This window comes from Streptomyces sp. CA-278952, assembly GCF_028747205.1.
GTDB lineage: Bacteria > Actinomycetota > Actinomycetes > Streptomycetales > Streptomycetaceae > Streptomyces.
The window spans coordinates 6035306-6060654 of the sequence record NZ_CP112880.1 but is presented as its reverse complement, the minus strand read 5'-3'; the positions used below and the strand labels follow the sequence as shown (position 1 = coordinate 6060654).

The 25349-nt window shown below is 70.4% G+C and carries 22 protein-coding genes; 9 read left to right on the top strand and 13 right to left on the bottom strand.

The genetic code is table 11. The features are described 5' to 3' along the window. Positions 1 to 2: 2 nt before the first annotated feature. From N7925_RS26965 to N7925_RS26940, 6 genes are all read right to left on the bottom strand, one after another. Positions 3 to 1112: an acyl-CoA dehydrogenase family protein gene (locus tag N7925_RS26965; RefSeq protein WP_443032247.1), complete on the bottom strand. Its 1110-nt coding sequence runs from the start codon at positions 1110 to 1112 to the stop codon at positions 3 to 5. Continuing rightward, positions 1096 to 1371, bottom strand: coding sequence for an acyl carrier protein (locus tag N7925_RS26960; RefSeq protein WP_265602003.1), 276 nt, complete (start codon positions 1369 to 1371; stop codon positions 1096 to 1098). Before N7925_RS26960 ends, N7925_RS26965 begins: the two co-directional genes overlap by 17 nt. Beyond that, entirely contained in the window at positions 1368 to 2057 is a 690-nt protein-coding gene (locus N7925_RS26955; protein WP_265602002.1) for an O-methyltransferase, read from the bottom strand. The genes N7925_RS26960 and N7925_RS26955 overlap by 4 nt, the downstream gene beginning before the upstream one ends. Then, positions 2057 to 2917 carry a 3-hydroxyacyl-CoA dehydrogenase family protein gene (locus N7925_RS26950; RefSeq protein ID WP_274345420.1) on the bottom strand — a complete coding sequence of 287 codons (861 nt, stop codon included), beginning with the start codon at positions 2915 to 2917 and terminating at the stop codon, positions 2057 to 2059. Before N7925_RS26950 ends, N7925_RS26955 begins: the two co-directional genes overlap by 1 nt. A gap of 682 nt (positions 2918 to 3599) precedes the next feature. Further along, positions 3600 to 4592, bottom strand: coding sequence for a helix-turn-helix transcriptional regulator (locus tag N7925_RS26945; RefSeq protein WP_274345419.1), 993 nt, complete (start codon positions 4590 to 4592; stop codon positions 3600 to 3602). 181 nt (positions 4593 to 4773) lie between these two features. Continuing rightward, positions 4774 to 5352 carry a flavin reductase family protein gene (locus N7925_RS26940; RefSeq protein ID WP_274345418.1) on the bottom strand — a complete coding sequence of 193 codons (579 nt, stop codon included), beginning with the start codon at positions 5350 to 5352 and terminating at the stop codon, positions 4774 to 4776. A gap of 723 nt (positions 5353 to 6075) precedes the next feature. Here N7925_RS26940 and ccrA point away from each other — a divergent pair. Then, positions 6076 to 7458 carry a crotonyl-CoA carboxylase/reductase gene (gene ccrA / locus N7925_RS26935; protein WP_265601998.1) on the top strand — a complete coding sequence of 461 codons (1383 nt, stop codon included), beginning with the start codon at positions 6076 to 6078 and terminating at the stop codon, positions 7456 to 7458. Between the two features lie 132 nt (positions 7459 to 7590). Then, entirely contained in the window at positions 7591 to 9267 is a 1677-nt protein-coding gene (locus tag N7925_RS26930; RefSeq protein ID WP_274345417.1) for a 3-hydroxyacyl-CoA dehydrogenase family protein, read from the top strand. A 122-nt stretch (positions 9268 to 9389) separates the two neighbouring features. Here the strand turns inward: N7925_RS26930 and N7925_RS26925 are convergent, their stop codons facing one another. Both N7925_RS26925 and N7925_RS26920 read right to left on the bottom strand, forming a co-directional pair. After that, positions 9390 to 10661, bottom strand: coding sequence for an MFS transporter (locus tag N7925_RS26925; protein WP_274345416.1), 1272 nt, complete (start codon positions 10659 to 10661; stop codon positions 9390 to 9392). Positions 10662 to 10824: 163 nt separating this feature from the next. After that, a complete protein-coding gene (locus N7925_RS26920) occupies positions 10825 to 11850 on the bottom strand; it encodes an endonuclease/exonuclease/phosphatase family protein (RefSeq protein WP_274345415.1) in 1026 nt (341 codons plus the stop codon). A gap of 385 nt (positions 11851 to 12235) precedes the next feature. Here N7925_RS26920 and panB point away from each other — a divergent pair, with 385 nt between their 5' ends. The 3 genes from panB (at position 12236) to N7925_RS26905 (ending at position 15220) form a co-directional block, all read left to right on the top strand. Beyond that, positions 12236 to 13156, top strand: coding sequence for a 3-methyl-2-oxobutanoate hydroxymethyltransferase (gene panB / locus N7925_RS26915; RefSeq protein WP_274345414.1), 921 nt, complete (start codon positions 12236 to 12238; stop codon positions 13154 to 13156). Positions 13157 to 13349: 193 nt separating this feature from the next. Continuing rightward, positions 13350 to 14363, top strand: coding sequence for an ATP-binding cassette domain-containing protein (locus N7925_RS26910; protein ID WP_265601993.1), 1014 nt, complete (start codon positions 13350 to 13352; stop codon positions 14361 to 14363). Further along, a complete protein-coding gene (locus tag N7925_RS26905) occupies positions 14360 to 15220 on the top strand; it encodes an ABC transporter permease (protein ID WP_265601992.1) in 861 nt (286 codons plus the stop codon). Before N7925_RS26910 ends, N7925_RS26905 begins: the two co-directional genes overlap by 4 nt. A gap of 93 nt (positions 15221 to 15313) precedes the next feature. Here N7925_RS26905 and N7925_RS26900 read toward each other — a convergent pair whose 3' ends face one another. Further along, positions 15314 to 18715, bottom strand: a complete 3402-nt coding sequence (locus N7925_RS26900; RefSeq protein WP_265601991.1) for an AfsR/SARP family transcriptional regulator — start codon at positions 18713 to 18715, stop codon at positions 15314 to 15316. Positions 18716 to 18889: 174 nt separating this feature from the next. On the opposite strand from N7925_RS26900, the gene N7925_RS26895 reads away from it, so the two are divergent. Beyond that, a complete protein-coding gene (locus N7925_RS26895) occupies positions 18890 to 19696 on the top strand; it encodes a site-2 protease family protein (RefSeq protein ID WP_274345413.1) in 807 nt (268 codons plus the stop codon). A gap of 101 nt (positions 19697 to 19797) precedes the next feature. On the opposite strand, the gene N7925_RS26890 is transcribed toward N7925_RS26895, so the two are convergent. Next, the gene (locus N7925_RS26890) at positions 19798 to 19980 is read right to left on the bottom strand and encodes a hypothetical protein (RefSeq protein ID WP_265601989.1); all 183 of its coding nucleotides are present in this window, start codon (positions 19978 to 19980) and stop codon (positions 19798 to 19800) included. A gap of 88 nt (positions 19981 to 20068) precedes the next feature. Next, on the bottom strand, positions 20069 to 20779 hold the full coding sequence (npdG, locus tag N7925_RS26885; protein ID WP_265601988.1) for an NADPH-dependent F420 reductase: 711 nt from the start codon (positions 20777 to 20779) through the stop codon (positions 20069 to 20071). Positions 20780 to 20900: 121 nt separating this feature from the next. Between npdG and N7925_RS26880 the strand changes: the two genes are divergently transcribed. Next, the gene (locus N7925_RS26880) at positions 20901 to 22214 is read left to right on the top strand and encodes an MFS transporter (protein ID WP_274345412.1); all 1314 of its coding nucleotides are present in this window, start codon (positions 20901 to 20903) and stop codon (positions 22212 to 22214) included. A 204-nt stretch (positions 22215 to 22418) separates the two neighbouring features. Here N7925_RS26880 and N7925_RS26875 read toward each other — a convergent pair whose 3' ends face one another. Next, on the bottom strand, positions 22419 to 22676 hold the full coding sequence (locus N7925_RS26875; protein ID WP_265601986.1) for a hypothetical protein: 258 nt from the start codon (positions 22674 to 22676) through the stop codon (positions 22419 to 22421). Positions 22677 to 22734: 58 nt separating this feature from the next. Here N7925_RS26875 and map point away from each other — a divergent pair, with 58 nt between their 5' ends. Together map and N7925_RS26865 are read left to right on the top strand one after the other, a co-directional pair. Further along, positions 22735 to 23592, top strand: a complete 858-nt coding sequence (gene map / locus N7925_RS26870) for a type I methionyl aminopeptidase (protein WP_274345411.1) — start codon at positions 22735 to 22737, stop codon at positions 23590 to 23592. 208 nt (positions 23593 to 23800) lie between these two features. Next, positions 23801 to 24466 carry a biliverdin-producing heme oxygenase gene (locus tag N7925_RS26865; RefSeq protein ID WP_274345410.1) on the top strand — a complete coding sequence of 222 codons (666 nt, stop codon included), beginning with the start codon at positions 23801 to 23803 and terminating at the stop codon, positions 24464 to 24466. Between the two features lie 131 nt (positions 24467 to 24597). Here N7925_RS26865 and N7925_RS26860 read toward each other — a convergent pair whose 3' ends face one another. Further along, positions 24598 to 25269 (bottom strand): PhzF family phenazine biosynthesis protein, encoded by a 672-nt coding sequence (locus N7925_RS26860; protein WP_265601983.1) that lies wholly within the window; start codon positions 25267 to 25269, stop codon positions 24598 to 24600. Positions 25270 to 25349 lie beyond the last annotated feature (80 nt).

The window sequence follows — 25349 nt, the reverse complement described above, 5'->3', positions numbered from 1 at the left end:
GGTCAGGCCACCGTCGAGGCCGCGTGCTCGGCGAGGATCAGCTGGCAGATCTCGTTGCTGCCCTCGATGATTTCCATCAACTTCGCGTCGCGGTAGGCCCGTTCGACCACGTGCCCGCCCGCCGCGCCCGCGGAGGCGAGCACCTGCACCGCCGACGCCGCGCCGCGGGCGGCGTTCCCGGCCGCGACATGCTTGGCGAGGACCGACGCGGGCACCTGCTCCGGCGAGTTGTTCTCCCAGCTGCGGCTCGCCTGCTCGCAGGCGAACGTCGCTGTCCGTTCCGCCGCGTAGAGCTCGGCGAGGTGCCTGGCGACCAGCTGGTGCCGCAGCAGGGGCTGACCGAACTGCTCCCGCTCGGCGGCATGCCGGGCGACCGCCGCGACACAGGCGCGGAGGATGCCGACGCAGCCCCAGGCCACCGAGAGACGGCCGTAGGTCAGAGCGATGGTGGTCAGCATGACGACCGGCTGACCGGCCACCGCGAGCAGGCTCTCCGCGGGCAGCCGTACGTCGTCGAGGACCACGGCGGCGTGCCCGGCCGCGCGGCAGCCGAGCGGGTCCGCCACCTTCGTCACCCGGACACCGGGAGCCGACGCGGGCACGACGACCGCGGCGCCGCCACCCTCGTACCGGCCGAACACGATGATCCAGTCGGCGTAGGCGGCGACCGTGATCCAGGTCTTGGTGCCGTTGACGACGATCTCGTCGCCCTCCCGCCGGATCTCCGTGCTCATCGCGGCGAGATCACTGCCGGCACCGGGCTCGCTGAACGCCACCGCGGCCAGGTCACCACGGGTGAGCCGGCCGATGTACTCCACTCGCTGGCCCTTGTCGCCGAACCGCTGGATCGTCCACGCGGCCATCCCCTGGGAGGTCATCACGCTGCGCAGCGAACTGCACAACGCGCCGGTGTGGGCAGTCAGTTCGGCGTTGTCGGTCCCGGACAGGCCGAGACCGCCGAACTCCGGTTTCGCCTCGGCGCACAACACGCCCCTGGATCCCAATTCCCTGAGGACATCGACCGGGATCTCGCCCGCCACGTCCCACTCGCTCGCGGCATCGGCGACCGTATCGGTCACCAGCGCGGTCAGGACGTCAAGCACTCTCGACACCACTGCGCAGCCGTGTCACCAGGGTGCTCATGGTCCGCACCGTACGGAAGTTGTCCATGGCGAGGTCCGGGCCCTCCACGGTGACGCCGAACGTGCTCTCCACGAACACGACCAGTTCCATCGCGAAGAGCGAGGAGACCGCGCCCGAGGCGAACAGGTCCACCTCCGGCTCCCAGGTCATCTTGGTCTTCGACTCAAGAAACTCCCCGATGCGCTGCTCGATGGCGGCCACCGGAAGGTCGATTGCCGAGTCGGTCATGAGAGGTCCCCTTCTTGGTCCACTGTGTTCTTGCGCAGCAACGTGATGCCGTCCGCCATGACAAGGAGGGACAGTTCCACCCTGTCGTCGTCGAGAAGCGAGGCGTTGAGTTCGCGGATGGCCCGGGTGTCGGGATCGTCCGCGTCCGGGTCGACGACCCGGCCGAAGTAGAGCGTGTTGTCGAGCACGATCAGGCCGCCGGGGCGCAGGTGGGTGAGCGCCTCTTCGTAGTAACGCGCGTAGCTCTGTTTGTCGGCGTCGATGAAGACCAGGTCGAAGGTCTCCGGTCCGTGCTCGGAGATCAGGGTCCCCATGGTCTCCGAGCCGTCCCCGAGCCGCAGTTCGATCCGGTCGGAGACGCCGGCGCGCTCCCAGTACCGCCGCGCCACCTTGGTCCAGCGCTCACTGATGTCGCAGGTGATGATCCGCCCGCCGGGCGGCAGCGCACGCGCCATGCACAGCGTGCTGTAGCCGGTGAACGTGCCGACCTCCAGCACCCGGGACGCGCCGGTCAACCGGACCAGCATGGCGAGCAGTTGCCCTTCCTCGGGCATGGTCACCATGGCGTTCAGCGCCGGCATGAACGCCGTCTCGGCGACCAGGTCGCGGAGAATCTCGTCGTCCCGCAGGGACACCGACCGCACGTAGTCGAGCAGGCTCTCGTCGACTTCCACCTGGCCGGCCATCAGTGGGCTCCGTACTCGTAGAAACCGCGGCCGGTCTTGCGGCCGTGGTTGCCTTCGGCGACCTTGCGCAGCAGCAGTTCGCTCGGGCGGCAGCTCTCGTCCCCGGTGCGCTCGTGCAGGACCAGGAGGGAGTCGACGAGGTTGTCGATCCCGATCAGGTCGGCGGTCCGCAGCGGACCCGTCGGGTGTCCGAGGCAGCCTTCCATCAGGGCGTCGACGTCCTCGACGGTGGCCCGGCCCTCCTCGACGACGTTGGCCGCGTCGTTGATCATCCGGTGCAGTACGCGGCTGGTGACGAAGCCCGGTCCGTCGCCGACCACGACCCCCTTCCTGTCCAGGGTGGACAGGAGCTCGCGGACGGAGGACATCGCCGCATCGCCGGTGCGCGGACCGCGGATCACCTCGAGGGTGCCGATGAGGTACGGCGGATTCATGAAGTGGACGCCGACCAGGTCCTCGGGGGATGGGACCTGGTCGGCGAGTTCGCCGACGGGGATGGACGAGGTGTTGGTGACACGCAGCGTTCCGGGCGCGACCGCGGCGGCGATCTCCCCGTGCACCTTGGCCTTGAGGTCGGCGACCTCGGTGATCGCCTCGATCACCCAGGTCGCGTCCGCCGCGGCCACGGACGATCCGGCGAGCTGCAACTCACCGATCGGTCCGCCCCGTGGTAGCGCTCCCATCATGTGAGCGAGTCTGAGCTCGCTCCGCACGCGCTGCGGTGCCGTGTCCAGGCGCGCCTGGTCCACATCCACCAGCGTGACCGGCACTCCTCGCCCGACGGCGAGGGTCGCGATGCCGATGCCCATGACTCCTGCGCCGAACACCGCGAGTCGCGGCGCACCCTTGTTGTCCGTCATCGGCCGACCACACCCGGCCGTCCCTGAACAGGGGAGGGCTGTATCGGCCCCCGACTGATGTCACGAACGACAGACCCGCTCATAACTACCTCAGCTTTACGTTCGGAAAGATTTCGGATGGAGATTGTCCGGCAGTGCAGAGTCGCGCCCGACGTGAATGCGACCACAGAATCAAATCCACTATCACGCCGACATGAATGCAGCCGTCACAGCAGCGACCACAAACTGTGTACACCGGGATTTTTTTCGAGAGGCTCGGCTCCGAGGAGCCTAATCCGCAATTGTTTCGAACAGGTGTCCTTCTGTGCAACACGCCCCGTCGCCGTGGTCGCGGAATGCACTGCCCCGGTTAACCGAATGACCGGGACTGACTCATGTCGATACGCCCCCCAATAGCGTCCGGCAAATGTCGAACCACTGGATCTCCACTAACAGTCCAATGGCTAAAAGCATGCGCCAGAAACACGCCAGGATCCAGCCTGCAAGCGCTCCACAAGCTGCACTTCCACTTGATGAAGCACGCTCGACGCGTTCCATGGGGCAGCATGGGGGCAGGGGAAGCCGCTCCACCCACCGCGAACACGGGCGAACACAGGGGAGCGGCGGGTGGCCGGGGTGACCACCCGCCGAAAAGCCGGCTCCGGCGACGGGGCACGACGACGGAGCGGGCGGAAGCAGGCCGCTACAGGTCCTCGTCGAGGTTGGCTTCCTTGACCAGATAGCCGAACTGGAACCGGCTCGTCGCGCCGAACATCCGCATGACCTCACCTATGTGTTTGCGGCAGGTGCGCACCGATACCCCGAGACGCCGGGCGATGGCCTCGTCCTTGACACCGGAGATGAGCATCCTGACGATCTCCTGCTTCATGTCACGGCCGACGACCTCCGCTTCGGGCCGGCGGTTGTCGACCTCCTTGGCCGTCGCCCAGACATGCTCGAAACAGGAGAAGAAGAAGTTGACGAGCGAACTTTCGTGGACGACCACGGCACCGCCCTCCTCGTCGTCCAGGAGGACGTAAGCCGTGGTCCGGTCGAAGATGAAGAGGCTGCCGATGAGCGCTCCCGCGGTCCGCACCTCCGCGCCGGATTCGGTGAGCTTCGCCGCATGCCCACGGAACGTCGACTCGAACCGGACGGTGTGCTGGTACAGGACACGCAGATACACGCCGGGGTCGAGCGTCGTGAGCCCCGGATCCTGCCCCTCGCCGAACCCTTCGGTCGACCATGCGCTCCCCGGTTTCATACAGAGGACTTCCCGGGAGCTGTTGGCTGCCGCTTCGGAGAGAAGCAGTGCTGCGCTCTCTCGGGATTTCACGATGTCGAATGAATTCGAACTCCGGCTGCCGAACTTGCTCGACTGGAACAGCACGGATATGCGCGCAAGGTCGCTCTGAAGCCGACCCATGGCCGTCTTCCCCTCGAGCAGATCCAGTTCACTTCTGGTCAGGAGGCGGGACGAGGCGGGACCTGGATCAACCGGAACGTAACGGACGTCGTTCCGGTCGCGAGACCTCTCCACAAGCCGGAGGTCCACGAGCTCGGCGACGATCTCCTCGGTCTCGTCCAGGCTGTCGAAGCCCAGCCCTTTCGCGACTTCCTCGACAGAGAAGCCGTCCCTACCCAAACTCCACTCATAAACTTCAAGAACTCCGACACTCGGCCTGGAAAAGAACAAAGCCGCCCCCCAGTAAACTTTGAATTCTTTCCGCTCACTTGCCGCGAATGATACCCGAGCGAAATTCAACGTTTACATACAAATGCCGGAAACGAACCCTAATGGGCATCGGGCGCCGGTTGCGGGAGCCCGCCGGCCGGGCAGGGAGGGCCGGCGGCGACACCTACGTGCGCAAAGCTCCTCAGAGAACCGTCCCCGGTGAGCCCGACGGAGTGCGTACACCGCCGCCGGTCACGGGCCGGGGCGCCGCGCCGGTCGCCGCCAGCGGCTCCGAGGCCTCGGAGAGCGAACCGAATCTGCCGCGATGGAACACCAGCGGCGCGGGCTCGTCCTCATTCACCCGCAGTCCGGTCACCCTGGCGATGATGACGACGTGATCGCCGGCGTCCTGCTCGGACTCGATCGCACACGACACCCAGGCGATCGACTCGGTGAGTTCCGGTCCCGCCTCGGACTCGGTCCACGGGACGCCGGCGAACCGGTCGATGCCCTTGACCGAGAACTGTCGGCACAGCTGAGCCTGGCTGCTGGCCAGAATATTGGCGCAAAACCTACCACTCCGCTGAAGATCAATCAGCGTCGATGACGTGTTTCCGACGCAGAGCAGGACCAGCGGGGGGTCCAGCGACACCGACATGAAGGAATTGCACGCCATGCCGGCAGGCTGCCCGTAGGACCCCACGGTGGTGATCACCGTTACCCCGGTCGGGAGCTGTCCAAGAGTGCGCCGGAAATCCATCGCACCGAACGGGGAACCCATAACCGACTCCTCAAGTTAGCCACTCTTCAGAGCGTAAGGAGTATTCCTGGGGGGAACGTAGGGACGAGCCACCAAGACCTCCGGCGAGATTTGGCATGCTGGCGCAGTTCTTCACCTGCCGCATGGTCGCGCCCCCTGCCCGCGGCATGCCCGACAGGGAATGAGAGCAGAAACGCCGGAAACCAGAAGCATTGGACATCCCGTGGGCATCCGCGGGTAGTAAGGTGCCACGCCGTACCGTCGTCGCGACGGTGCACACCGACAGGATTGCGTGGACGGAGGGTTTCAGGAGTCGACTCGGGATGAACCGTTGGCCCTCCAGTTTTTCCCTGATCACTCTCCGCAAACGACGTATACATACATCCGCGAGAACCGTGCTTGTTCACGGTCGCTATCCGCTGCTAGCCTAGCCCGGCGTGTAGCAAGAACACCCGTGTGCCGCTTCTTCGTAACGCGGCTTTTCTCTTCCTCTCCGACCGGCGTGTCCGGCGGGCGTCCCCTTTTTTTGCGAGTTCCCTTACAAACAGGATCGCGGCGGCGGAACTGCTCGCCTCGACAAGCGACGCGTCATCAACGCCTACCACTCCGTACGGTGACGACACCGGCGCACCGCGCGCTTCCGGGCCGCACCGCATCGCCGAGTAAAAGACGCCTGGGCATGCGACATGTCCCCGCAGTCGTCACCCGTCCCCAGCCTGGCCGAAGCTCGAAGAAAGGTCCGCGATGCAGCACATCCTTGAGGTGGTCGAGTCTCCCGACGCCGTCACTGAAGACTTCGCCGCACTGGAAATTCCCGAGTCCCACAAGGCCGCCGTACTGTTCCGTGACGAGCGCGACATATTCGACGGCATACCGCTGCGGGAACGTGATACGACGAAGTCCGTCCACCTCGCGGACGTGCCCACTCCGGAGCCCGAGGTCGGCGAGGTGCTGATCGCGGTCATGGCGAGTGCCATCAACTACAACACCGTGTGGAGCGCACTCGGAACACCTGTGTCCACCTTCGCGCTGCTGGAACGGTACGCACGGACCGGCGGCTCGGCCGCACGGCACGACCGGGACTACCACGCCATCGGATCCGATGTCGCCGGTGTCGTACTGCGCACCGGCCCCGGCGTACGGCGGTGGCGGCCCGGCGACCGGGTCGTGGCGCACTGCCTGTCGGTGGACCTGGAGGGTTCGGACGGCCACAACGACACGATGCTCGATCCCGAGCAGCGGATCTGGGGCTACGAGACCAACTTCGGCGGCCTTGCCGAGATCTCGCTCGTCAGGGCAAATCAACTGATGCCGAAGCCGGAGCACCTGACCTGGGAAGAGGCGGCCAGCTCGGGACTGGTCAACTCGACCGCCTACCGTCAGCTGGTCTCCCGCAACGGAGCAGGCATGAAGCAGGGCGACAACGTCCTCATCTGGGGAGCGAGCGGCGGCCTGGGTTCCTATGCGACGCAGTTGGCCCTGGCGGGGGGCGCCAACCCGGTCTGTGTGGTGTCCAGTGCGCGGAAGGCCGAGCTGTGCCGGGCCATGGGCGCCACCGCGGTCATCGACCGCAACGCGGAGGGCTTCCAGTTCTGGAAGGACGAGCGGACACAGAACCCCAAGGAGTGGAAGCGGTTCGGCGCGCGCATCCGCGAACTCACCGGCGGTGAGGATGTCGACGTGGTGTTCGAGCATCCCGGCCGCGAGACCTTCGGCGCCAGCGTCTACGTCACGCGCAAGGGTGGCACCATCGTGACCTGCGCGTCCACCTCCGGATATCTGCACGAGTACGACAACCGGTACCTGTGGATGTCCCTCAAGCGCATCGTCGGTTCGCACTTCGCCAACTACCGCGAGGCGTGGGAGGCCAACCGCCTCATCACCAAGGGCAGGATCCACCCGACCCTGTCCAGGACGTACCACCTCGCCGACACCGGCCGGGCGGCGTGGGACGTCCACCACAACGTGCACCAGGGCAAGATCGGTGTCCTCGCCCTCGCCCCCGAAGAAGGCACGGGCGTCCGCAATCACACGTTGCGAGCCGAGCACCTCGACGCCATCAACCGCTTCCGCGCAGCCCCCGGAACGTACGGCGGTGCGACCGGGACGGCGCCCGAGGGGCGCTGACCCCGCCCGGCGGCGTTGCGGTCGCGGGCTTGTCGCGGCAGGAGGCGTCGACGTCGTTTCCGTGCGTGACCGCCGCCTGCCCAGCAATCGATTCCTGAACGTGAGGGGACTCAGAGCGTGGTACAGCAACGCATGGTGGTCGGCATAGTCGGCCTCGGCTCATTGGGGCACGGTCTGCTGCGCGCCCTCGACGCGGGCGGTACGCGGGTGATCGGTGTCGACAGCGATCCGGCCGTCGTCGAAAGAGCGCGCACGCGGGCGGGCACAGCGGAGGTGAGCGACCGGTTCGAGCGCCTCGGCGCGGCCGACGTGGTCATCGAAGCCGTGTCTGAGCGTGCCGACGTCAAAAGGGACGTACTGCGCCGACTGGGTGAGGTCTGTCCGCGTGCCACCGTGCTGGTGACGACGACGGCCTCACTGTCGGTCCCCGCACTCGCCATCGCGTCCGGGCGGCCGGCCCACCTCGTGGGACTGCGCTTCGCCCTGCCCCTGTCCCCGCGGGCGGGAGCCGGACTCGTTCGCACCACGCTGACCGCGCCCGAGACGGTTTCGGCAGCCGAGGATCTGCTGTCGCTCCTCGGACTCGCAGTGGCTCCCCCGGGTGTCGACGCGCCCGTCGCACGGACGTTGCTCCTCCCCTATCTCCGTCGAGCCGTCGCCCTGCACGAAGAGGGCTACGCGTCGGCCGAGGACATCGACACCGCGATGCGGCTCGGGTGCGGTCTGCCCGCCGGCCCTCTCGAAATGGTGGATGCCGTCGGCGTCGACACGGTGTACAGAGAGCTCGACGACCTGCACCGGCGTACCGGCCTCGACCACTACCGCCCGCCTCTGTCGCTGGAGCGGATGATCGCGGGCGACCGGCTGGGACGCAAGAGCGGGCAGGGCTACCACGCCTACGACGAGGCCGGTCGGCGCGTCGTGCCCGATCCGCGAGGCCGTCCCTCGGGTCAGGTCCCGGCCGTCGGGCACGTGGGCATCGTGGGTACCGGCACCATGGCGCGTGGCATCGCGCACGCGCTGGCACTCGCCGGTGTGGAGAGCACCCTGACGGGACGTACCGCCGAACGCGCCGAATCCGCGCGTGAGGCCATCGGTTCGTCTCTTGAGCGAGCTGTCAAGCGCGGCCGGCTCGACCCCGAGGCAGCTCGCTCGGCGCTCGCCCGTGTCCGGACCGACCACGACCTCACCGCCCTCGCCGACTGCGACCTCGTCATCGAAGCGGTGGCCGAGGACATCTCCGTCAAGCGCTCGGTCTTCGAGCAGCTCGACAAGGTGTGCCGCCCCGGAGCGGTGCTGGCGACCAGCACGTCCAGTCTTTCCGTCGCCGAGTGCGCAGCCGCCACGGACCGGCCCGAAGACGTCATCGGCATGCACTTCTTCAACCCGGCTCAGGTGATGCGCCTGGTCGAGGTCGTGCGCACCGAGGCGACGAACGACGCGGCCCACGCCACCGCGCACGCCCTCTGCGAGCGCCTCGGCAAGACCGCCGTCGACTGCACCGACCGGACCGGGTTCATCGTCAACTTCCTCCTGTTCCCCTATCTGAACCACGCCGTTCGCACCCTGGAACTCAGCGGGTCCCTCGGCGTGGAAGAGCTCGACACCGCCGTCGAGTCGCTGCTGGGGTTCCCGCTGGGTCCGTTCGCGCTGCTGGACACGGTGGGGCTCGACGTGTCACTCGCGATACTCCAGCGGCTGCACGAGACCTTCAGGACCGAGGACTTCGACGCGGCCCGCTCGCTGTACGACCTGGTGGACATGGGGCATCTGGGACGCAAGACGGGGACGGGCTTCCGAAGGCCGTAAGGCGACCGAGCAGCGGACAGCACACTCGAGCGAACTGCGGTTCCTTCTGCGCAGCACTCGCTCCGGCATCCCAGCAGCAGTCTCTCCGCAGGTCAGCGAGGTAACGATTCCGGGTTCCGTCCTCAGGCGCCGGGCGGGCCTGACCGGGTGCCGGAGGCGCTTGAGCGGGAGGGCGTGTCGGGCCGGCTTGATGTCGGGTGCTCGCGGGGTGTGGTGCGGGGGCCTCCTGCCACCACGCGGGATTTCGGCGACGGGTCCCGGTCCAGGTAGCCCGCTGTCGCCGCGACGGCCAGGCCGATCACTGCCAGCACCGCGCCTACCAGGGCCGGGGACGTCCAGCCCCAGCCCGCCGCGATGGCCACGCCGCCCAGCCAGGCGCCGCCCGCGTTGGCCAGGTTGAACGCGGAGTGGTTGGAGGCGGAGGCCAGCGTCGGGGCGTCCTTCGCCTTGTTCATCACCAGCATCTGGAGCGGGGTCGTCGTCATGAAGCCGACTCCGCCCAGCAGCACCACCATCACCAGGGCCGCCCACGGGACGTGCACGGTGAACGGGAACACCACCAGGATCACCGCGAGCGCGCCGAGCGATCCGTACAGGGTCGGGCGCAGCGCCCGGTCCGTGAGGGGGCCCGCGGCCAGGGCGCCCAGGGTCATCCCGATGCCGAAGAGGGCCAGGACCAGGGTGACCGAGGATGTGCCGAAGCCCATCGCCTCCGTGGTCATGGCCGAGAGGTACGAGTACACCGCGAAGACCCCGGCGAAGCCGAAGACGGCGGTGAGCAGGCCGAGGATCACCTGACGGTTGCCGAGGGCGCGCAGTTCGCGGCGGACGTCCTGGTGCGCCTCGACGGGGATGTGGGGGACCAGGCGCGTGAGGGCCGCCATCGCGGCGAGGCCGATCGCCGCGACCACGAGGAAGGTGGCCCGCCAGCCGAGGTGCTGGCCGAGGAGGGTCGCCGCCGGGACGCCGACGATGTTGGCGACGGTCAGGCCGAGGAACATCGTCGCGACGGCCCGCGCCTGGCGGCCCTCGGGGACCAGCCGGGCGGCGACGACCGCGCCGACGCCGAAGAACGCGCCGTGCGGGAGGCCGGCGAGGAAGCGGCCCGCGATCAGCCAGCCGAAGTCCGGGGCGAGCGCGGAGGCCAGGTTGCCGACGGTGAACAGCGCCATCAGGAGCAGGAGCATCCGCTTGCGCGGGACCCGCGAGCCGAGGCCGGTGAGCAGGGGCGCACCGAGGACGACGCCGATCGCGTACGCCGACACGAGGTATCCGGCGGTGGGCACGGAGGTGCCGAGGTCGTCCGCCACGTTGGGCAGCAGCCCCATCATGACGAACTCCGTCGTACCTATGCCGAAGGCGCTCACGGCCAGGGCGAGGAGAGCCAGGGGCATGGGGAGGGGACCTTTCGCGATCACTCGGGCAGGGGCAGAACGAAGAGCCGTCGCCTCGGTGTGGATGCCGGGCGACGGCTGGGTCTTCTTTATGTATGCGGCTAGAACAAATTGTCGCAGACGTTTTGTGCCGTGCGGTGAACGGACGGTTGCGTGGCCGTGATCACAGCTCCACGCGGGCCGCGATCGGGAGGTGGTCGCTGTCGGTCGCCGCGAGGGTCCAGGAGGCCAACGGCTCGACGCCCTTGACCATGATCTGGTCGATCCGGGCCATCGGGAACGAGGCGGGCCAGCTGAATCCGAAGCCGTCGCCCGCCGCCCCCTGGGTGGAGCGCATCTGCGCGGTGACCGCGTTCAGCGAGCGGTCGTTCATCGTGCCGTTCAGGTCGCCGAGCAGGACGACGCGCTCCACCCGTTCGTCCGCGATGGCCTCACCGAGCGCGTCGGCGCTGTTGTCGCGCTGGTTGGCGGTGAACCCGGCGTGCAGCTTCACGCGGACGGACGGCAGGTGGGCCACGTACACCGCGACCTCGCCCTGGGGGGTCCTGACCGTCGAGCGCATCGCCCGGGTCCAGCCCATCTTGATGTCGACGGGCTTGGTGTCGGCCAGCGGGTACTTGCTCCACAGGCCCACGGTGCCCTGGACGGAGTGGTAGGGGTAGCGGTCGGCCAGCGACTTCTCGTACGTGGAGACCTGCCTGCCCGGGAGTTCCTGGAGGGCCACGACGTCCGCCCCGGACCCGGCGACCTGCTGGGCGGTGCCGTCGGGGTCGGGGTTGCCCGCGTTGACGTTGTGGGTGGCGACGGTGAGGTCGCCGCCGCCGCCGGACTTGTCGGTGAGCAGGCCCCCGAAGACGTTGAGCCAGACCACGGCGGGCAGCAGCAGCGCGATCACGGCGGTCGCCGAGCGCCGCAGCAGGCCCAGGATCAGCAGCACCGGGATGAAGAGCGCGACCCACGGCAGGAACGTCTCGACGAGGCTGCCGAGGTTGCCGAGCCGGTTGGGGATCTGCGCGTGGACGACCATCAGCAGGGTCAGCAGCACCGAGCAGAGGGCCAGCACGATCCCGCGCCGCCAGACGCCCCGGTCGGACCTGAGCCGGTCCCACAGGCCCCGGAAGCGGGACCCGCCGGCCTCCGGCCGCTCCGCGCTGCCGTGGTCCGTGTCCGCTCCGTACGCCTGCACCATCGCGCTGTCCTCACTGCCTTGCCCTGCACATCGCCGCGCCCTCGACCCTAGGCGATGAGCGGCGTCTTTCCGGCCGTCGGCCCACAGACCCGCCCGACACCCCACGACCGTACGGAGTGCCCGTACGGAAAGCAGGACGACGGAGGCGGGGCGCCGGGTTCCGGTACGGGGCCGGCCGGGCGGCTGCTGTGACAGAACGGTCACACGCGTACAGGGGCGAGCCCTCCCGATACGAAGCCGTCTCGTGTTGTCGAACGTTTCCCGGTCCGCCACTGTTCGGACACACGTGCGGGCCCACTTCCCGAGTGGTGGGGCGGGATGCCACCATGGAAGGGATCCGGGGACGCCGTCAGGGCGCCTCGAGATGACGAAGGAGCCACCGGCCATGTCGCTTCAGGCTGCACAGAATCCGTCTTCCCCGACGGACACCTCCGCTTCCCCCACGGGCACCTCCTCCCCCGCAGGTGCGTCCGCCGACAGCAGCAAGGCGCTGTACGGAGGGAAGTCCACCCGCCGCATCACCGTCCACGACATCGCCGCCGCCACGGAGCGCGGCGAGAAGTGGCCGATGCTCACCGCCTACGACGCGATGACCGCGTCCGTCTTCGACGAGGCCGGCATCCCGGTCATGCTCGTCGGGGACTCCATGGGCAACTGCCACCTCGGCTACGAGACCACCGTGCCCGTCACGATGGACGAGATCGCCATGCTGTCCGCCGCCGTCGTCCGGGGCACCAAGCGCGCCCTCGTCGTCGCCGACCTGCCCTTCGGCTCGTACCAGGAGGGTCCCGTCCAGGCGCTCCGCAACGCCACCCGGCTGGTCAAGGAGTCGGGCGTCGGCGCGGTCAAGCTGGAGGGCGGCGAGCGGTCCCACGGGCAGATCCGGCTGCTGGTCGAGGCCGGCATCCCGGTCATGGGCCACATCGGCCTGACCCCGCAGTCCGTCAACGCGATGGGCTACCGGGTCCAGGGGCGCGGCGAGGAGGCCGCCCAGCAGCTGCTGCGCGACGCCAAGGCCGTACAGGACGCGGGCGCGTTCGCCGTCGTGCTGGAGCTGGTCCCCGCCGAGCTGGCCGCCGAGGTCACCCGTACGCTCCACATCCCGACCGTCGGCATCGGCGCCGGTTCCGCGACCGACGCCCAGGTCCTCGTCTACACGGACATGGTCGGGCTGACCGGCGGCAAGGTGCCGCGCTTCACCAAGCAGTACGCGAACCTGCGCCAGGTGCTCGGCGACGCCGCGAAGGAGTTCGCGGACGAGGTCGTCGGCTCCACGTTCCCGGCGCCGGAACACACCTTCCACTGATGCCCCCGCACTGACCCACGGGTCTTCCGACGCGCTTTCCTCGGCAGACCAGCGCCCACCAGCCATTTCCCGCACCACCGACAGCCCGCCGACATCCCCCATCGGCGGGCTGTCGCCCGTCCGGCGCCCGGTTTCCGGGCCGCGTCGGCGGCCTGTCGGCGAGCTGTCGGTGGGCGCTGGTCTGCTGGTGGACATGGAACGAATCGACAAGAACCCCAGCAGCGGCCGGAACGCCGTCGAGGTGCGGGGGCTGGTCAAGCACTACGGCGCGACCAAAGCACTGGACGGCGTGGACCTCGACGTCCGCGAAGGCACCGTCCTCGGTGTGCTCGGCCCCAACGGCGCCGGCAAGACCACCCTCGTACGCTGCCTGTCCACCCTGATCACCCCCGACTCCGGCCACGCGGTCGTCGCGGGCTTCGACGTGGTGAGGCAGCCCCGGCAGCTCCGCCGCACCATCGGCCTCACCGGGCAGTACGCCTCGGTCGACGAGAAGCTCTCCGGCTGGGAGAACCTCTACATGATCGGGCGGCTGCTCGATCTGCCCCGCAAGAAGGCGCGGGCCCGCGCCGACGAGCTGCTGGAGCGGTTCTCGCTCACCGAGGCCGCCAAGCGGGCCTGCATGGAGTACTCCGGCGGGATGCGCCGCCGGCTCGACCTGGCCGCCTCCATGATCGGCAGCCCCGCCGTGCTCTACCTGGACGAGCCGACGACGGGGCTCGACCCCCGGACCCGTAACGAGGTCTGGGACGAGGTGCAGCGGATGGTCGCCGAGGGCGCGACCGTGCTGCTGACCACCCAGTACATGGAGGAGGCGGAGCAGCTCGCCAAGGAGCTGACCGTGATCGACCGCGGGAAGATCATCGCCCGGGGCGGGGTCGACGAGCTGAAGGCGAAGGTCGGCGGACGCACCCTCCAGATCCGGCCCTCGGACCCGGCTGAGCTGGCCGCGATGGCGCAGGCGATCCGGGAGGCCGGGCTCGACGGCGTCGCCGGCGCGCAGGCGGTGCCGGACGAGGGCCTGCTGTACGTGCCGATCCTCAGCGACGAGCAGCTGACCGCCGTCATCGGGCTGCTGGGCGTCCGGGGCTTCTCCCTCGCCCATGTCGCAACCGCCCTGCCCAGCCTCGACGAGGTGTTCCTCGCGATCACCGGCGACAAGGCCACGCCCCTCTCCGACCAGGCTCCCCAGGAGGTCGCCGCATGAGCACCACGACACTGACCCCCACTCCCGCCGGGACCGCGGGAGCCGCGCCGTCGAAGCCGGCGGTGGCCGACGAGGGCCGGATCGGTCTGCGGGCCAATCTGCGGCACATCGGGGCTCTGGCGCGGCGCAATCTGCTCCAGATCAAGAAGGATCCCGAGTCGATGTTCGACGTCCTTCTGATGCCGATCATCTTCACGCTGCTGTTCGTGTACGTCTTCGGCGGCTCGGTCGGCGGCAGCCTCGGCGGGAACCGGCAGGACTACCTGAACTATCTGGTTCCCGGGCTGATGGCGATGATGGGCATGAACATCGCCATGGCCGTCGGCACCGGGGTCAACGACGACTTCCGCAAGGGCGTCATGGACCGGTTCCGGACGATGCCGATAGCCCGCTCCTCGGTGCTGATCGCCAAGATCGTGGTCGAGCTGGGCCGGATGATGGTCGCCATCACCATCCTGCTCGCGATGGGCTTCGCCCTCGGCATGTCCCTGGGCACGTCCGTGCTCGGACTCCTGGCGGCGGTCGCGCTGTCGGCGGTGTTCGGCGCCGCCATCATGTGGATCTTCATCGTGCTCGGGCTGGCCATGAAGACGGCCCAGGCGGTCCAGGGGATGGGAATACTGGTGCTGATGCCCCTGCAGTTCGGGTCCTCCATCTTCGCGCCGCCCACGACCATGCCGGGCTGGCTCCAGGCGTTCACCGACTACAACCCGCTGTCCAATCTGGCGGACGCGGCGCGGGGCCTGATGATGGGCGGCCCGGTCGCGAACTCCGTCTGGGTGACGCTCGCCTGGGCGGCGGGCATCACACTGGTGATGGCTCCGCTGGCGGTGTCCAAGTTCCGCAAGAAGGCCTGAGCAAGAAGGCTTGCGCAAAGAGGCCCGGGCCATGTGCCCGGGCCAGAAGGCCCGAGCAGCGGGCCCGAGCAAGTGGGCCTGGGCGCAGAAGCGTTACGCCGGAGGGCTGCGCCGGTACGTCTCCGCCAGGGCGGTGGCCTCGTCGAGAGTGAGGCCGCCGCCCTCCGCGTACGCCGCCGCGAATGCCGCGTCGTCGTCGAGCCGGTCCCGGGCGGCCTGCTCGGCGAGGACCAGGCTGCGGTGCTCCATCACGCTCGGCACGTGCCCCTTCGGGAGGAGCGTCGCCTGGAACGCCAGCAGCCGGGCGGCGTCCTGAGCCGCCCTGGCGTCGCCGAACCCGGCGAGGGCGTGGGCGATGGCCGTCAGATGGGCCGACGGCATCTGCGGGGCCACCATCATCGACAGCGGCTCCAGCGCACTCTCCAGCGCGATCAGCGCGTTGTCGAGGGCGGAGGCGTGGGCGCCGTCGAGGTTGTCCAGCCAGGCCAGCACGCCGTAGACGAATCCGCCGAAGATGGCGACATCGCGGGATCGGAAGTCCTCGCGGACCAGCTCTGCCTCCCGGCGCGCCTCGTCGACCCGCCCCTGGAGCCCGAGGACGAACCCCAGGTGCATACGGGCCATCGGCGTCGCCTCGTGGCCCACCTCCCGCCCGTTCTCGGTGACGTCGCGCAGGATGGTCTCGGCCTCCGGGAGCCGGTCGAGCTCGATGAGGGCGCCGGCGTACCGGGCCCACAACAGTGCCGCCTGGCTCTGGGCGCCGATCTTCCGCGCGTACTCCACGGCGGCCCGGTAGTCGTCCAGGGCCGCCAGGAAGTCCCCGGCGCGCTCGTTGGCCTCCCCCCGCGCGGAGAGAGCCTCGGCAGCGCCCCAGTCGTCGCCCAGCCGGGTGTAGATCTCCAGGCTCTCGTCGGCGTCGGCACGCGCGTCCGCCACCCGCTCGGGACTGTTGGACAGGAGGTTGGCGCGGGTGTGGAGCGCGGAGCCCAGCTCCCACTCGCCGCCGTGGACCCGGGAGGCCCGGACCGTCTCGTCGAGCACCGCGAACAAGCGGTCCATGTCGCCGGTGAGCATGACCGCGAACAGCCAGAACGTTCCGGGCATGCGGCAGGTCTGGGGCATGCCGGGCCGGTAGGTGTCCGCGATGATTTGCAGGCGCGCCTTGCCTTCGGGAGTCGACCATTGGCTGATCGCGTTGTCCACACCGGCCAGTTGGATCAGCGCCACCCCGCGCCGCGCCTCCGCGAGCTGTTCGTCGTCCATCGGTGGCGGCCGGTCGGTGGGCCCTTCCATGAGCACCGGAGCCAGGACACCGGGCGGGGCGAAGGGGTCGGGGCCGAGCGAGGCGGCGAGCTCGCTCCACTGGCGGGCGTCCGAGCGCAGGTCCCGCAGCATCCAGTACCAGGCCAGCGACAGCACGATGCACAGCGCCTCGTGCTCGTCCCGGGCGGCGACGGCGTGGCGGAGCGCGGTGCGGATGTTCTCGTACTCACGCCGGAAGACCGCGATGGCCTCCCGCTGTCCGAAGCCGCGCATCCGCGGTCCGGTGATCCGGGCCAGCTCCCGGTAGTGGACCAGGTGGCGCCGCTCGACGGCGTCCCGTTCGGCGGCCTCCTCCAGGCGCTCCGCGGCGTATTCGCCGACCGTCTCCAGCAGCCGGTAGCGCATCTCCTCGTCGTCGCCGGGCACGGCGACGACGAGGGACTTGTCGACCAGCGACCCGAGCAGGGCGGCGACGTCCAGGGAGTCGACGGCGACGCCGTCGGCCGATGCGGGCAGGGCGCAGACCTCCTCCGCGGCGGCGAGGGAGCAGCCTCCGGCGAAGACGGAGAGCCGGCGCAGCACGGCGCGTTCGGCGACGTCCAGCAGGTCCCAGGACCAGTCGACGACGGCGCGCAGGGTCTGCTGGCGGGGCAGCACGGTCCGGCTGCCGTTGGTGAGGAGGCGGAAGCGGTCGTCGAGCCGGTCGGCGATCTGGCGCGGGGTGAGCATCCGGAGCCGGGCGGCGGCCAGCTCGATGGCGAGCGGCAGCCCGTCCAGGCGACGGCAGATCTCGGCGCAGGCGGCAGCGGTCGCCCCGTCCGCGTCGGTGCGGAAGCCGGGGCGGGCCGCCGCCCCGCGCTCGGCGAGCAGACGCAGCGCCATCGGGTCCGGCAGCGGGTCGACGGGGCGGACGAACTCGCCCGGCACGCCGAGGGGTTCGCGGCTGGTGGCGAGGACGGTGAGCTGCGGGCAGTGGGTCAGCAGCCGTTCGGCGAGGGCGGCCGCCGCCTCGACGACGTGCTCGCAGTTGTCCAGGAGGAGCAGCATCCGGCGTGGGGCGCAGTGCTCGGTGAGGCGTACGAGGGGGTCGGCTCCGGTGCGGTCGGTGGCCCGCAGTTCCTCGGCCCCCGCCCCGCGCAGCACGGTCTCACGGGCGCCGAGGGCGGACAGGACGGCTTCCGGCACGCTGTCCGGGTCGTCGACCGGGGCCAGCTCGGCGAGCCAGACGCCGTCGGGCCAGCTCTCGGCGGCGGCCTCCGCGGTCTCCTGGGACAGCCGGGTCTTGCCCGCGCCGCCGGGGCCGAGCAGGGTGACGAGCCGGCTCCGGGCGAGGTCGTCGCGGAGCGCGGCGATGTCGCTGTCGCGGCCGACGAAGCTGGTGAGCCGGGCCCGGAGGTTCCCGGGCGGAGCCGGGGCGGGGGCCGGGGCCGCCGGGGAGAGGGCCGCGCCCACGGCGGGCGGAGTGCCCCGGGTGGGGCGGGGCGCGGGCCCCGGCGGGGGCGGCGCGGCCGGTTCCTGGTGGAGCAGTTCGGTGTGCAGGGCCCGCAGCCCCGGGCCCGGGGCGGTGCCGAGGCGGTCGTCGAGCAGGGTGCGGACCTCTTCGTACGCGGCCAGTGCCTCGGCGGGGCGCCCGGCGTCCCGCAGGGCCGTGATGCGCAGGACCTGGAGCGGTTCGTCGAGCGGGTGGGCGTCGCAGAGCACGGCCAGCTCCGGCAGTGCCTCGCCCGCTCTCCCCAGGGCGAGGAGGGCCCCGAGTCCGGCGCGTCGCGCGTCGAGCCTGCGGGCCTCCCAGCGGGACGCCTCCGCCGCGCGGTCGGGCAGATCGGCGAGGGCGGGCCCGTGCCACAGGGCGAGGGCCTCCCCGAGCAGGGCGAGGGCGCTCGACGCGTCGCCGTCCTCCAGGGCCCGGCTCCCCTCCCCCGCCAGGCGTTCGAAGCGGTGCAGGTCCACGGCGTCCGGCGGGGCGGCGAGCCGGTAGCCGCCCTCCACGGACTCGACGGCGCTCCGGCCCAGCGCCCGCCGCGCCCTCCCGACCAGGGCCTGGAGGGCGCCGGTCGCGTCGGCGGGCGGGTCGCCGTCCCACACCTCGTCGACGAGGACCCCGGCGGGGACGGTCCGGCCGGGGCGCAGGGCGAGCACGGTGAGCAGGGCGCGCAGCCGCGCGCCGCCGAGGGGGACGGCCGTGCCGTCGTCGCGGAGTGCCCGGGTGGTGCCGAGGATGCAGTAGCGCACGGGCCCATTGTCCGTGACGGAGAGGGGCGCGGCGTTGACCGGGTGGAACTCCACAAGCGGTCTCCGGCGTTCCAGCTCTGTCGGACCGTACGATCCCCCTTCCCGCGTACCACGGCCGGGCCCCCACGCCGTACAGTCCCTCCCCCGCCCCCTCACTCCAGGAGCCGAACGCCGATGACCACCGCAGCCACCCGCGGCGACCGGAGAATCAGCCCGGTCTTCCTCGGTATCGCCGCCGTCACCGCGGTCGCGGGCTGGGCGGTGTGGACGGGTTTCGCGGACGCCACCGGCTTCGCGGTGTTCCTGTTCGTCACCGGGGCCTGGATCGTCTCGCTCTGTCTGCACGAGTACGCGCACGCCCGGACCGCGCTGCACAGCGGGGACCTCTCGGTCGGGTCCAAGGGTTATCTGACGCTCAACCCGCTGAAGTACACGCACGCGCTGCTCAGCATCGTGCTGCCGGTGCTCTTCGTGATCATGGGCGGGATCGGGCTGCCCGGCGGCGCGGTGTACATCGAGCGCGGCCGGATCCACGGCCGCTGGAAGCACAGTCTGATCTCGGCGGCGGGCCCACTGACGAACGTGGCGTTCGCGGTGGTGTGCACGGCCCCGTTCTGGCTGGACGCGCTCGACGGGGTGCCGCTCGCCTTCCGCTACGCGCTGGCGTTCCTGGCGATGCTCCAGGTGACGGCGGCGATCCTGAACTCCCTGCCGATCCCGGGCCTTGACGGGTACGGGGTGATCGAGCCCTGGCTCTCGTACCGGATCCGCCGCCGGGTGGAGCCGATCGCGCCGTTCGGGCTGATCGCGGTGTTCGCGATCCTGTGGATCCCCGAGGTGAACATCGCGTTCTTCGACGCGATCCACGCGCTGCTGCGGGGACTGGGCGTCGAGGAGTTCCAGCGGTACTGCGGTTACGACCTGTACCGCTTCTGGCGGGGCCTCTTCGACGAGCAGGACCCGGGCTGCGCGGTGGGCTGACCGCGCGGCGCCCTCGTTCGGGCCTGTTCGTTCAGCCCGCTTCGTTGAGGCCGTCTCGTTGAGGCCGTCTCGTTGAGGCCGTCTCGTTGAGGCCGTCTCGTTCAGCTCGCGTCGGCGGCGACGGCCAGCCGGTGCCTGCGGATGTAGAACCAGGTCATGTTCGACGAGAGCCCCGCGACGAGCACCCAGACGATACCGAGCAGGCTGCCCTGCGCGAAGGAGACCGCGGCCGCCACGACGGCGAGGACGCAGACGACGAGGGCGTAGAGAGCGATGCGGGGCATGGGGGTCGACTCCTGTCGGGAACGGGTCGCGGTCCCGTCCAGTGTCCCCCATGCCCCGTTGTGCCCTGACCGGGCCCGGCGGGGCGGGTCAGACGTCGGTGGTGCGCAGTCCGGCGTGGGCCTTGTAGCGGCGGTTGACCGAGATCAGGTTGGCGACCAGCGACTCGACCTGGTGGGCATTGCGGAGCCGGCCCGCGAAGATGCCGCGCATCCCGGGGATCCGGCCGGCCAGCGCCTGCACGAGGTCCGTGTCGGCCCGGGCCTCGCCCAGGACCAGCACGTCGGTGTCGATCTCCTCGATGGACTCGTCCTGGAGCAGCACGGCCGAGAGATGGTGGAAGGCCGCGGTGACCCGGGAGTCCGGCAGCAGGGCGGCGGCCTGTTCGGCGGCGCTTCCCTCCTCCGGCTTGAGGGCGTAGGCGCCCTTCTTGTCGAAGCCGAGCGGGTTGACGCAGTCGATGACGAGCTTGCCTGCGAGCTCCTCGCGCAGGGACTGAAGCGTCTTCGCGTGGCCGTCCCACGGCACCGCGACGATCACGATGTCGCTGCGCCGGGCGCACTCCGCGTTGTCCGCGCCCTCGATACCGAAGCCCAGCTCGGCCGCGGCCTGCTCGGCGCGGGCGGCGTCCCGGGAGCCGAGGGTGACCCGCTGTCCGGCGCGGGCCAGCCGGTAGGCGAGGCCGCGCCCCTGCGGGCCGGTCCCGCCGAGCACGCCCACGCTCAGGCCGGAGACGTCGGGAAGGTCCCAGGGGTCCTTGGCAGGGGGCTTGGGCGCGCTGCCGCTGTCCTGTGTAGTCATGAGCCCGACCCTACTGCCAGGTAGCCGACCCCGGGAGGCCGTCACTACGGGCCCCGGTCCGGCGGGCGTGACGGAATACCGGCTTGCCCGAAACGCCCGGCAGTGCGGATCATGGCCCTTCGTGACCTCAGCGCCTCCCTCGCCCACCCCCTCCTCCTCGCCGCCGTCGGCCCGGCTCCGCGCCCTGCTGCCGGACCTCTCGCCGTGGCGCTCGTCGGCGGACTTCCGGCTGCTGTGGGTCCAGGGCCTGATCACGTACTTCGGCAGCTTCATGGCGCTCATCGCGCTGCCGCTCCAGATCAAGGACCTCACGGGTTCCCCGCTCGCGGTCGGGGCGATGGGCGCGGTGGAGCTGGTGCCGCTGGTGGTCTTCGGGCTGTACGGCGGGGCGCTCGCGGACTCGGTGGACCGCCGCCGGGTCATCCTGCTCACCGAGGCGGGGCTCGGGGTGCTCGCCGCGATTCTGCTGGTGAACGCCCTGCTCCCGGAGCCGCTGCTGTGGCCGCTGTACGTGGTGGCGGGCGGGGTGTCCGCCCTCGCCGGGCTCCAGCGGCCCGCGCTGGACTCCCTGATGGCCCGGATCGTGCCGCACGCACAGCAGACGGCGGCGGCCGCGCTGAACTCGCTGCGCTGGCAGATCGGGGCCATCGCGGGCCCGGCGCTGGCCGGTCTGGTGGTGGCGTACGCCGGTCACGGCACGGCGTACGGGGTCACCGTGTGCACGTTCGCCGCCTCCGTCGTGCTCTGTCTGCGGCTCTCCCCGGCACCGCCGGCGCAGGACGCGCAGAAGCCGTCGCTGCGCGGGATCGTCGAGGGGGCGCGGTACGCCTGGAGCCGGCCGGTGCTGCTGGGGACGTATGCGATCGACATGGCCGCGATGTTCTTCGCCTTCCCGAACACGATCTTCCCGTTCCTCGCGGACGATCTGGACGCCGAGTGGTCGCTGGGCCTGATGTACGCGGCGGGCTCGGTCGGCTCGCTGGCGCTGGGGCTGACCAGCGGCTGGACGAGCCGGGTGCGCAGACACGGGCTGTTCGTGGTGTTCGGTGCGACGGCGTGGGGGCTGGCCATCGCCGCGGCGGGCTGGTTCTCCAGCGTGTGGGTGGTGCTGCTCTGCCTGGCCGTCGCGGGGGCGGGCGACATGCTGAGCGGGCTGGGGCGGGCGACCATCTGGAACCAGACGATCCCGGAGGAGCTGCGGGGCCGGCTGGCGGGCATCGAGGTGCTCTCGTACAGCGTCGGCCCGCAGCTGGGCCAGGTGCGGGCCGGGGCGATGGCGGGCTGGACCGGGACCCGGTCGGCGATCTGGACGGGCGGGGTGGCGTGCGTGGCGTCGGTGGTGCTGTTGACCGCCGCACTGCCGAAGTTGGTGCGGTACGACTCGGAGACGGATGAGGACGCGGTGCGGAGGAGGGGGGCCCGGGGGGAGGCGTGACCCGGGCCCGGCCGGGTGGCCGGGCTTCCGGGGCTCCGCCCCGTACCCCGCTCCTCAAGCGCCGGAGGGGCTGGAAGAGACGTCCTCAATCGCCGGACGGGCTTGGTGGGGACCCGGACGGGCCCGTGGAAAAGACGTCCTCAATCGCCGGACGGGCTTGTTGGGGACCCGGACGGGCTTGGGATACCCCCGGGCCGGCTTGGGTCACCCCCCGGACGGGCCTGGGTTGTCCCCCGGCGGGCTTGGATTGCCCTTGTTCTCGTCGTGCCATTTGGGGTCGGTGTCCCACTCCAGGTTCCGGTCGCGGGCCGTGTCCATCGCGTGTTGTGCCGCCTCGCGGGAGGTGTAGGGGCCGAAGCGGTTCTGCGCCGGGCACTCCGGGCCCTCCTCGACCTTCTTGTGCTCCAGGCAGTAGTACCATTCGCCCGGTTTGCCTACCGTGCGCTTCTTGAACAGGGCCATCGACGGCTCCTTTCCTTATCGCCATGGTGCCCCGGGGCCGCTGGTTAGACTCGCTGGCATGTCTGGCCAGTCGCTTCTCGTACCAGGGGAGATCACTCCCGTCCGCACCGTCCCCGGAAACATCCGGCGTCCCGAGTACGTGGGGAAGCCGGCCCCGACGCCGTACACCGGCCCGGAGGTCCAGGACTCCGACACCGTGGAGCGGATGCGCGTCGCGGGCCGTATCGCCGCGCAGGCGATGGAGGAGGCCGCCAAGCACATCGCCCCGGGGGTGACCACGGACGAGCTCGACCGGGTCGCCCACGACTTCATGGTCGATCACGGCGCGTACCCCTCGACGCTCGGCTACCGCGGCTTCCCCAAATCGCTGTGCACCTCGCTCAACGAGGTCATCTGCCACGGCATCCCCGACTCCACCGTGCTGCGCGACGGCGACATCGTGAACCTGGACGTCACCGCGTACATCAACGGCGTGCACGGCGACAACAACGCCACCTACCTCTGCGGCGACGTCGACGAGGAGTCGCGGCTGCTGGTCGAGCGCACCCGGGAGTCGCTGAACCGTGCCATCAAGGCGGTCAGGCCCGGGCGCCAGATCAATGTGATCGGCCGGGTCATCGAGTCGTACGCGAAGCGGTTCGGCTACGGGGTCGTCCGCGACTTCACCGGGCACGGGATCAACTCCTCGTTCCACTCCGGCCTGATCATCCCGCACTACGACAGCCCGCACGCCACCACGGTGATGCAGCCGGGCATGACGTTCACCATCGAGCCGATGCTGACGCTGGGCACCCACGCGTACGACCTGTGGGAGGACGGCTGGACCGTGGTGACGAAGGACCGGAAGCGGACGGCCCAGTTCGAGCACACGCTGGTGGTCACGGAGACCGGGGCGGAGATCCTCACCCTCCCGTAGATCACCCCGAAAATCACAGGACGGGACCCTGCTCTGCCTCTGCGTACAGCCTTTTACCGACAGACAGTCGGGAACCAGTTGACTTAGGTAAACCTAAGTAGGAGGATCGGGCCTATCGGCACGTGCCGCCGCACCGTCGCGGCGGCCGCTGCCGATATATCCGTCTCTTTCTGGACTTCCCGTCCCCCTCGGTCCCCGGAGGCCCGCCTTGGACGCAACCGCCACCGTCACTCCCTTCTCGACGCTCATCCGCACCGCGTCGCACGAGCAGCACACCGAGGCCGAGACCTCGACCTTCATGAGTGACCTGCTCGGCGGGCGGCTGGGAATCGACGCCTACACCCGCTACACCGAGCAGCTGTGGTTCGTGTACCGGGCGCTGGAGGAAGGCGCGGAGGCCCTGCGCGAGGACCCGGTGGCCGGCCCCTTCATACAGCCGGAGCTGATGCGCTCCACCGAGCTGGAGCGCGACCTGGCGCACCTGCGTGGGGCCGGCTGGCGCGAGGGTGTCGAGCCGTTGCCCGCCACCGCCGCGTACGCGGCCCGGATCGCGGAGTGCGCGCGCACCTGGCCCGCCGGTTACATCGCCCATCACTACACCCGCTACCTCGGCGACCTCTCGGGCGGTCAGATCATCCGCGACAAGGCGGAGAAGACCTGGGGCTTCGAGCGCAAGGGCGACGGCGTGCGCTTCTACGTCTTCGAGGAGATCACCAACCCGGCCGCGTTCAAGCGGGGTTACCGGGAGCTGCTGGACGCGGTGAACGCGGACGACCTGGAGAAGCAGCGCATAGTCGAGGAGTGCAAGCGGGCCTTCGCGCTGAACACCGCGGTCTTCCGCGAACTGGGCGAGGACTTCCCGCTCGGCGCGTGACCGGGCGCGGGCGCGTGCGCCCGTGAGCGTGCGGCTCCACCGGCTTCCGGTGGAGCCGCACGCGTGACCGGGGCGAGGACGACCCCGCAGCTGGGCGAGGACGACCCGGCAGCGTGACGGCCCGTCCCGGGTCAGCCCCGGACGGCCATCAGGACGCGGCCCCCGACCTCCACCGTGCCGTCCGGCGCTGGTGCGGTGAGGATCTGGGAGCCGCGTCCTTGGGTGATGTTCAGGGCCCGGCCGAGCCGCGCGCTGAGCAGCAGGGCCGCCGCGCCCGTCGCCTCGTCCTCGACGATCGCCTGACCGCGCCTCGGGAAGGCCCGTGCGCGCACCCGCCCGGCCGCCTCGTCCTCCCAGGCCCAGGCGTAGAGCCACCCCTCGCCGGGCGGCGGGCCCGGCAGCGCCTCGATCTCGGCGGCGCTCCCGTACTGCTGGAGCGTGCGCGGCGGGACCCACTCCGGGCGGGCGGTGATCCAGGTGAACTCCCCGTCCTGGCGCGCGAACACGTCCCCGACCGCCAACTCCAGGACCTCCAGGTCCAGCAGCCACGCGGTGCCCACCAGCGGGTGCCCGGCGAACGGCAGCCGGAGCCCCGGGGCGTGGATGTCCACCCGCCCGCGCTCCGGGTCGTCGACGAACACGGTCTCGCTGAAGCCCAGCCGCCGGGCGAGGAGTTGCCGGGAGGCCTCGTCGGGGTGGTCGCGTCCGTCGCGTACGACGCCGAGGGCGTTGCCGTACCGGCCGTCGGGTCCGCAGAACACCCGCAGGACGTCGATGCCCCGGGGTACGTCGTAGTCGCTCACGTGGGCATTCAAGCACTGCCGGGCGACGGGGCGGGAACCGGCGGGATACGGCGGCGGGGCCGTACCGGGAAGCGGCGAGG

Excerpts from the sequence above, each read along its gene's own strand:
- N7925_RS26960 (WP_265602003.1), bottom strand. The coding sequence starts at position 1,371 with ATGACCGACTCGGCAATCGACCTTCCGGTGGCCGCCATCGAGCAGCGC.
- N7925_RS26955 (WP_265602002.1), bottom strand. The coding sequence starts at position 2,057 with ATGGCCGGCCAGGTGGAAGTCGACGAGAGCCTGCTCGACTACGTGCGG.
- N7925_RS26950 (WP_274345420.1), bottom strand. The coding sequence starts at position 2,917 with ATGACGGACAACAAGGGTGCGCCGCGACTCGCGGTGTTCGGCGCAGGA.
- N7925_RS26940 (WP_274345418.1), bottom strand. The coding sequence starts at position 5,352 with ATGGGTTCCCCGTTCGGTGCGATGGATTTCCGGCGCACTCTTGGACAG.
- ccrA (WP_265601998.1), top strand. The coding sequence starts at position 6,076 with ATGCAGCACATCCTTGAGGTGGTCGAGTCTCCCGACGCCGTCACTGAA.
- N7925_RS26930 (WP_274345417.1), top strand. The coding sequence starts at position 7,591 with ATGGTGGTCGGCATAGTCGGCCTCGGCTCATTGGGGCACGGTCTGCTG.
- N7925_RS26925 (WP_274345416.1), bottom strand. The coding sequence starts at position 10,661 with ATGCCCCTGGCTCTCCTCGCCCTGGCCGTGAGCGCCTTCGGCATAGGT.
- N7925_RS26920 (WP_274345415.1), bottom strand. The coding sequence starts at position 11,850 with ATGGTGCAGGCGTACGGAGCGGACACGGACCACGGCAGCGCGGAGCGG.
- panB (WP_274345414.1), top strand. The coding sequence starts at position 12,236 with ATGTCGCTTCAGGCTGCACAGAATCCGTCTTCCCCGACGGACACCTCC.
- N7925_RS26910 (WP_265601993.1), top strand. The coding sequence starts at position 13,350 with ATGGAACGAATCGACAAGAACCCCAGCAGCGGCCGGAACGCCGTCGAG.
- N7925_RS26905 (WP_265601992.1), top strand. The coding sequence starts at position 14,360 with ATGAGCACCACGACACTGACCCCCACTCCCGCCGGGACCGCGGGAGCC.
- N7925_RS26895 (WP_274345413.1), top strand. The coding sequence starts at position 18,890 with ATGACCACCGCAGCCACCCGCGGCGACCGGAGAATCAGCCCGGTCTTC.
- N7925_RS26890 (WP_265601989.1), bottom strand. The coding sequence starts at position 19,980 with ATGCCCCGCATCGCTCTCTACGCCCTCGTCGTCTGCGTCCTCGCCGTC.
- npdG (WP_265601988.1), bottom strand. The coding sequence starts at position 20,779 with ATGACTACACAGGACAGCGGCAGCGCGCCCAAGCCCCCTGCCAAGGAC.
- N7925_RS26875 (WP_265601986.1), bottom strand. The coding sequence starts at position 22,676 with ATGGCCCTGTTCAAGAAGCGCACGGTAGGCAAACCGGGCGAATGGTAC.
- map (WP_274345411.1), top strand. The coding sequence starts at position 22,735 with ATGTCTGGCCAGTCGCTTCTCGTACCAGGGGAGATCACTCCCGTCCGC.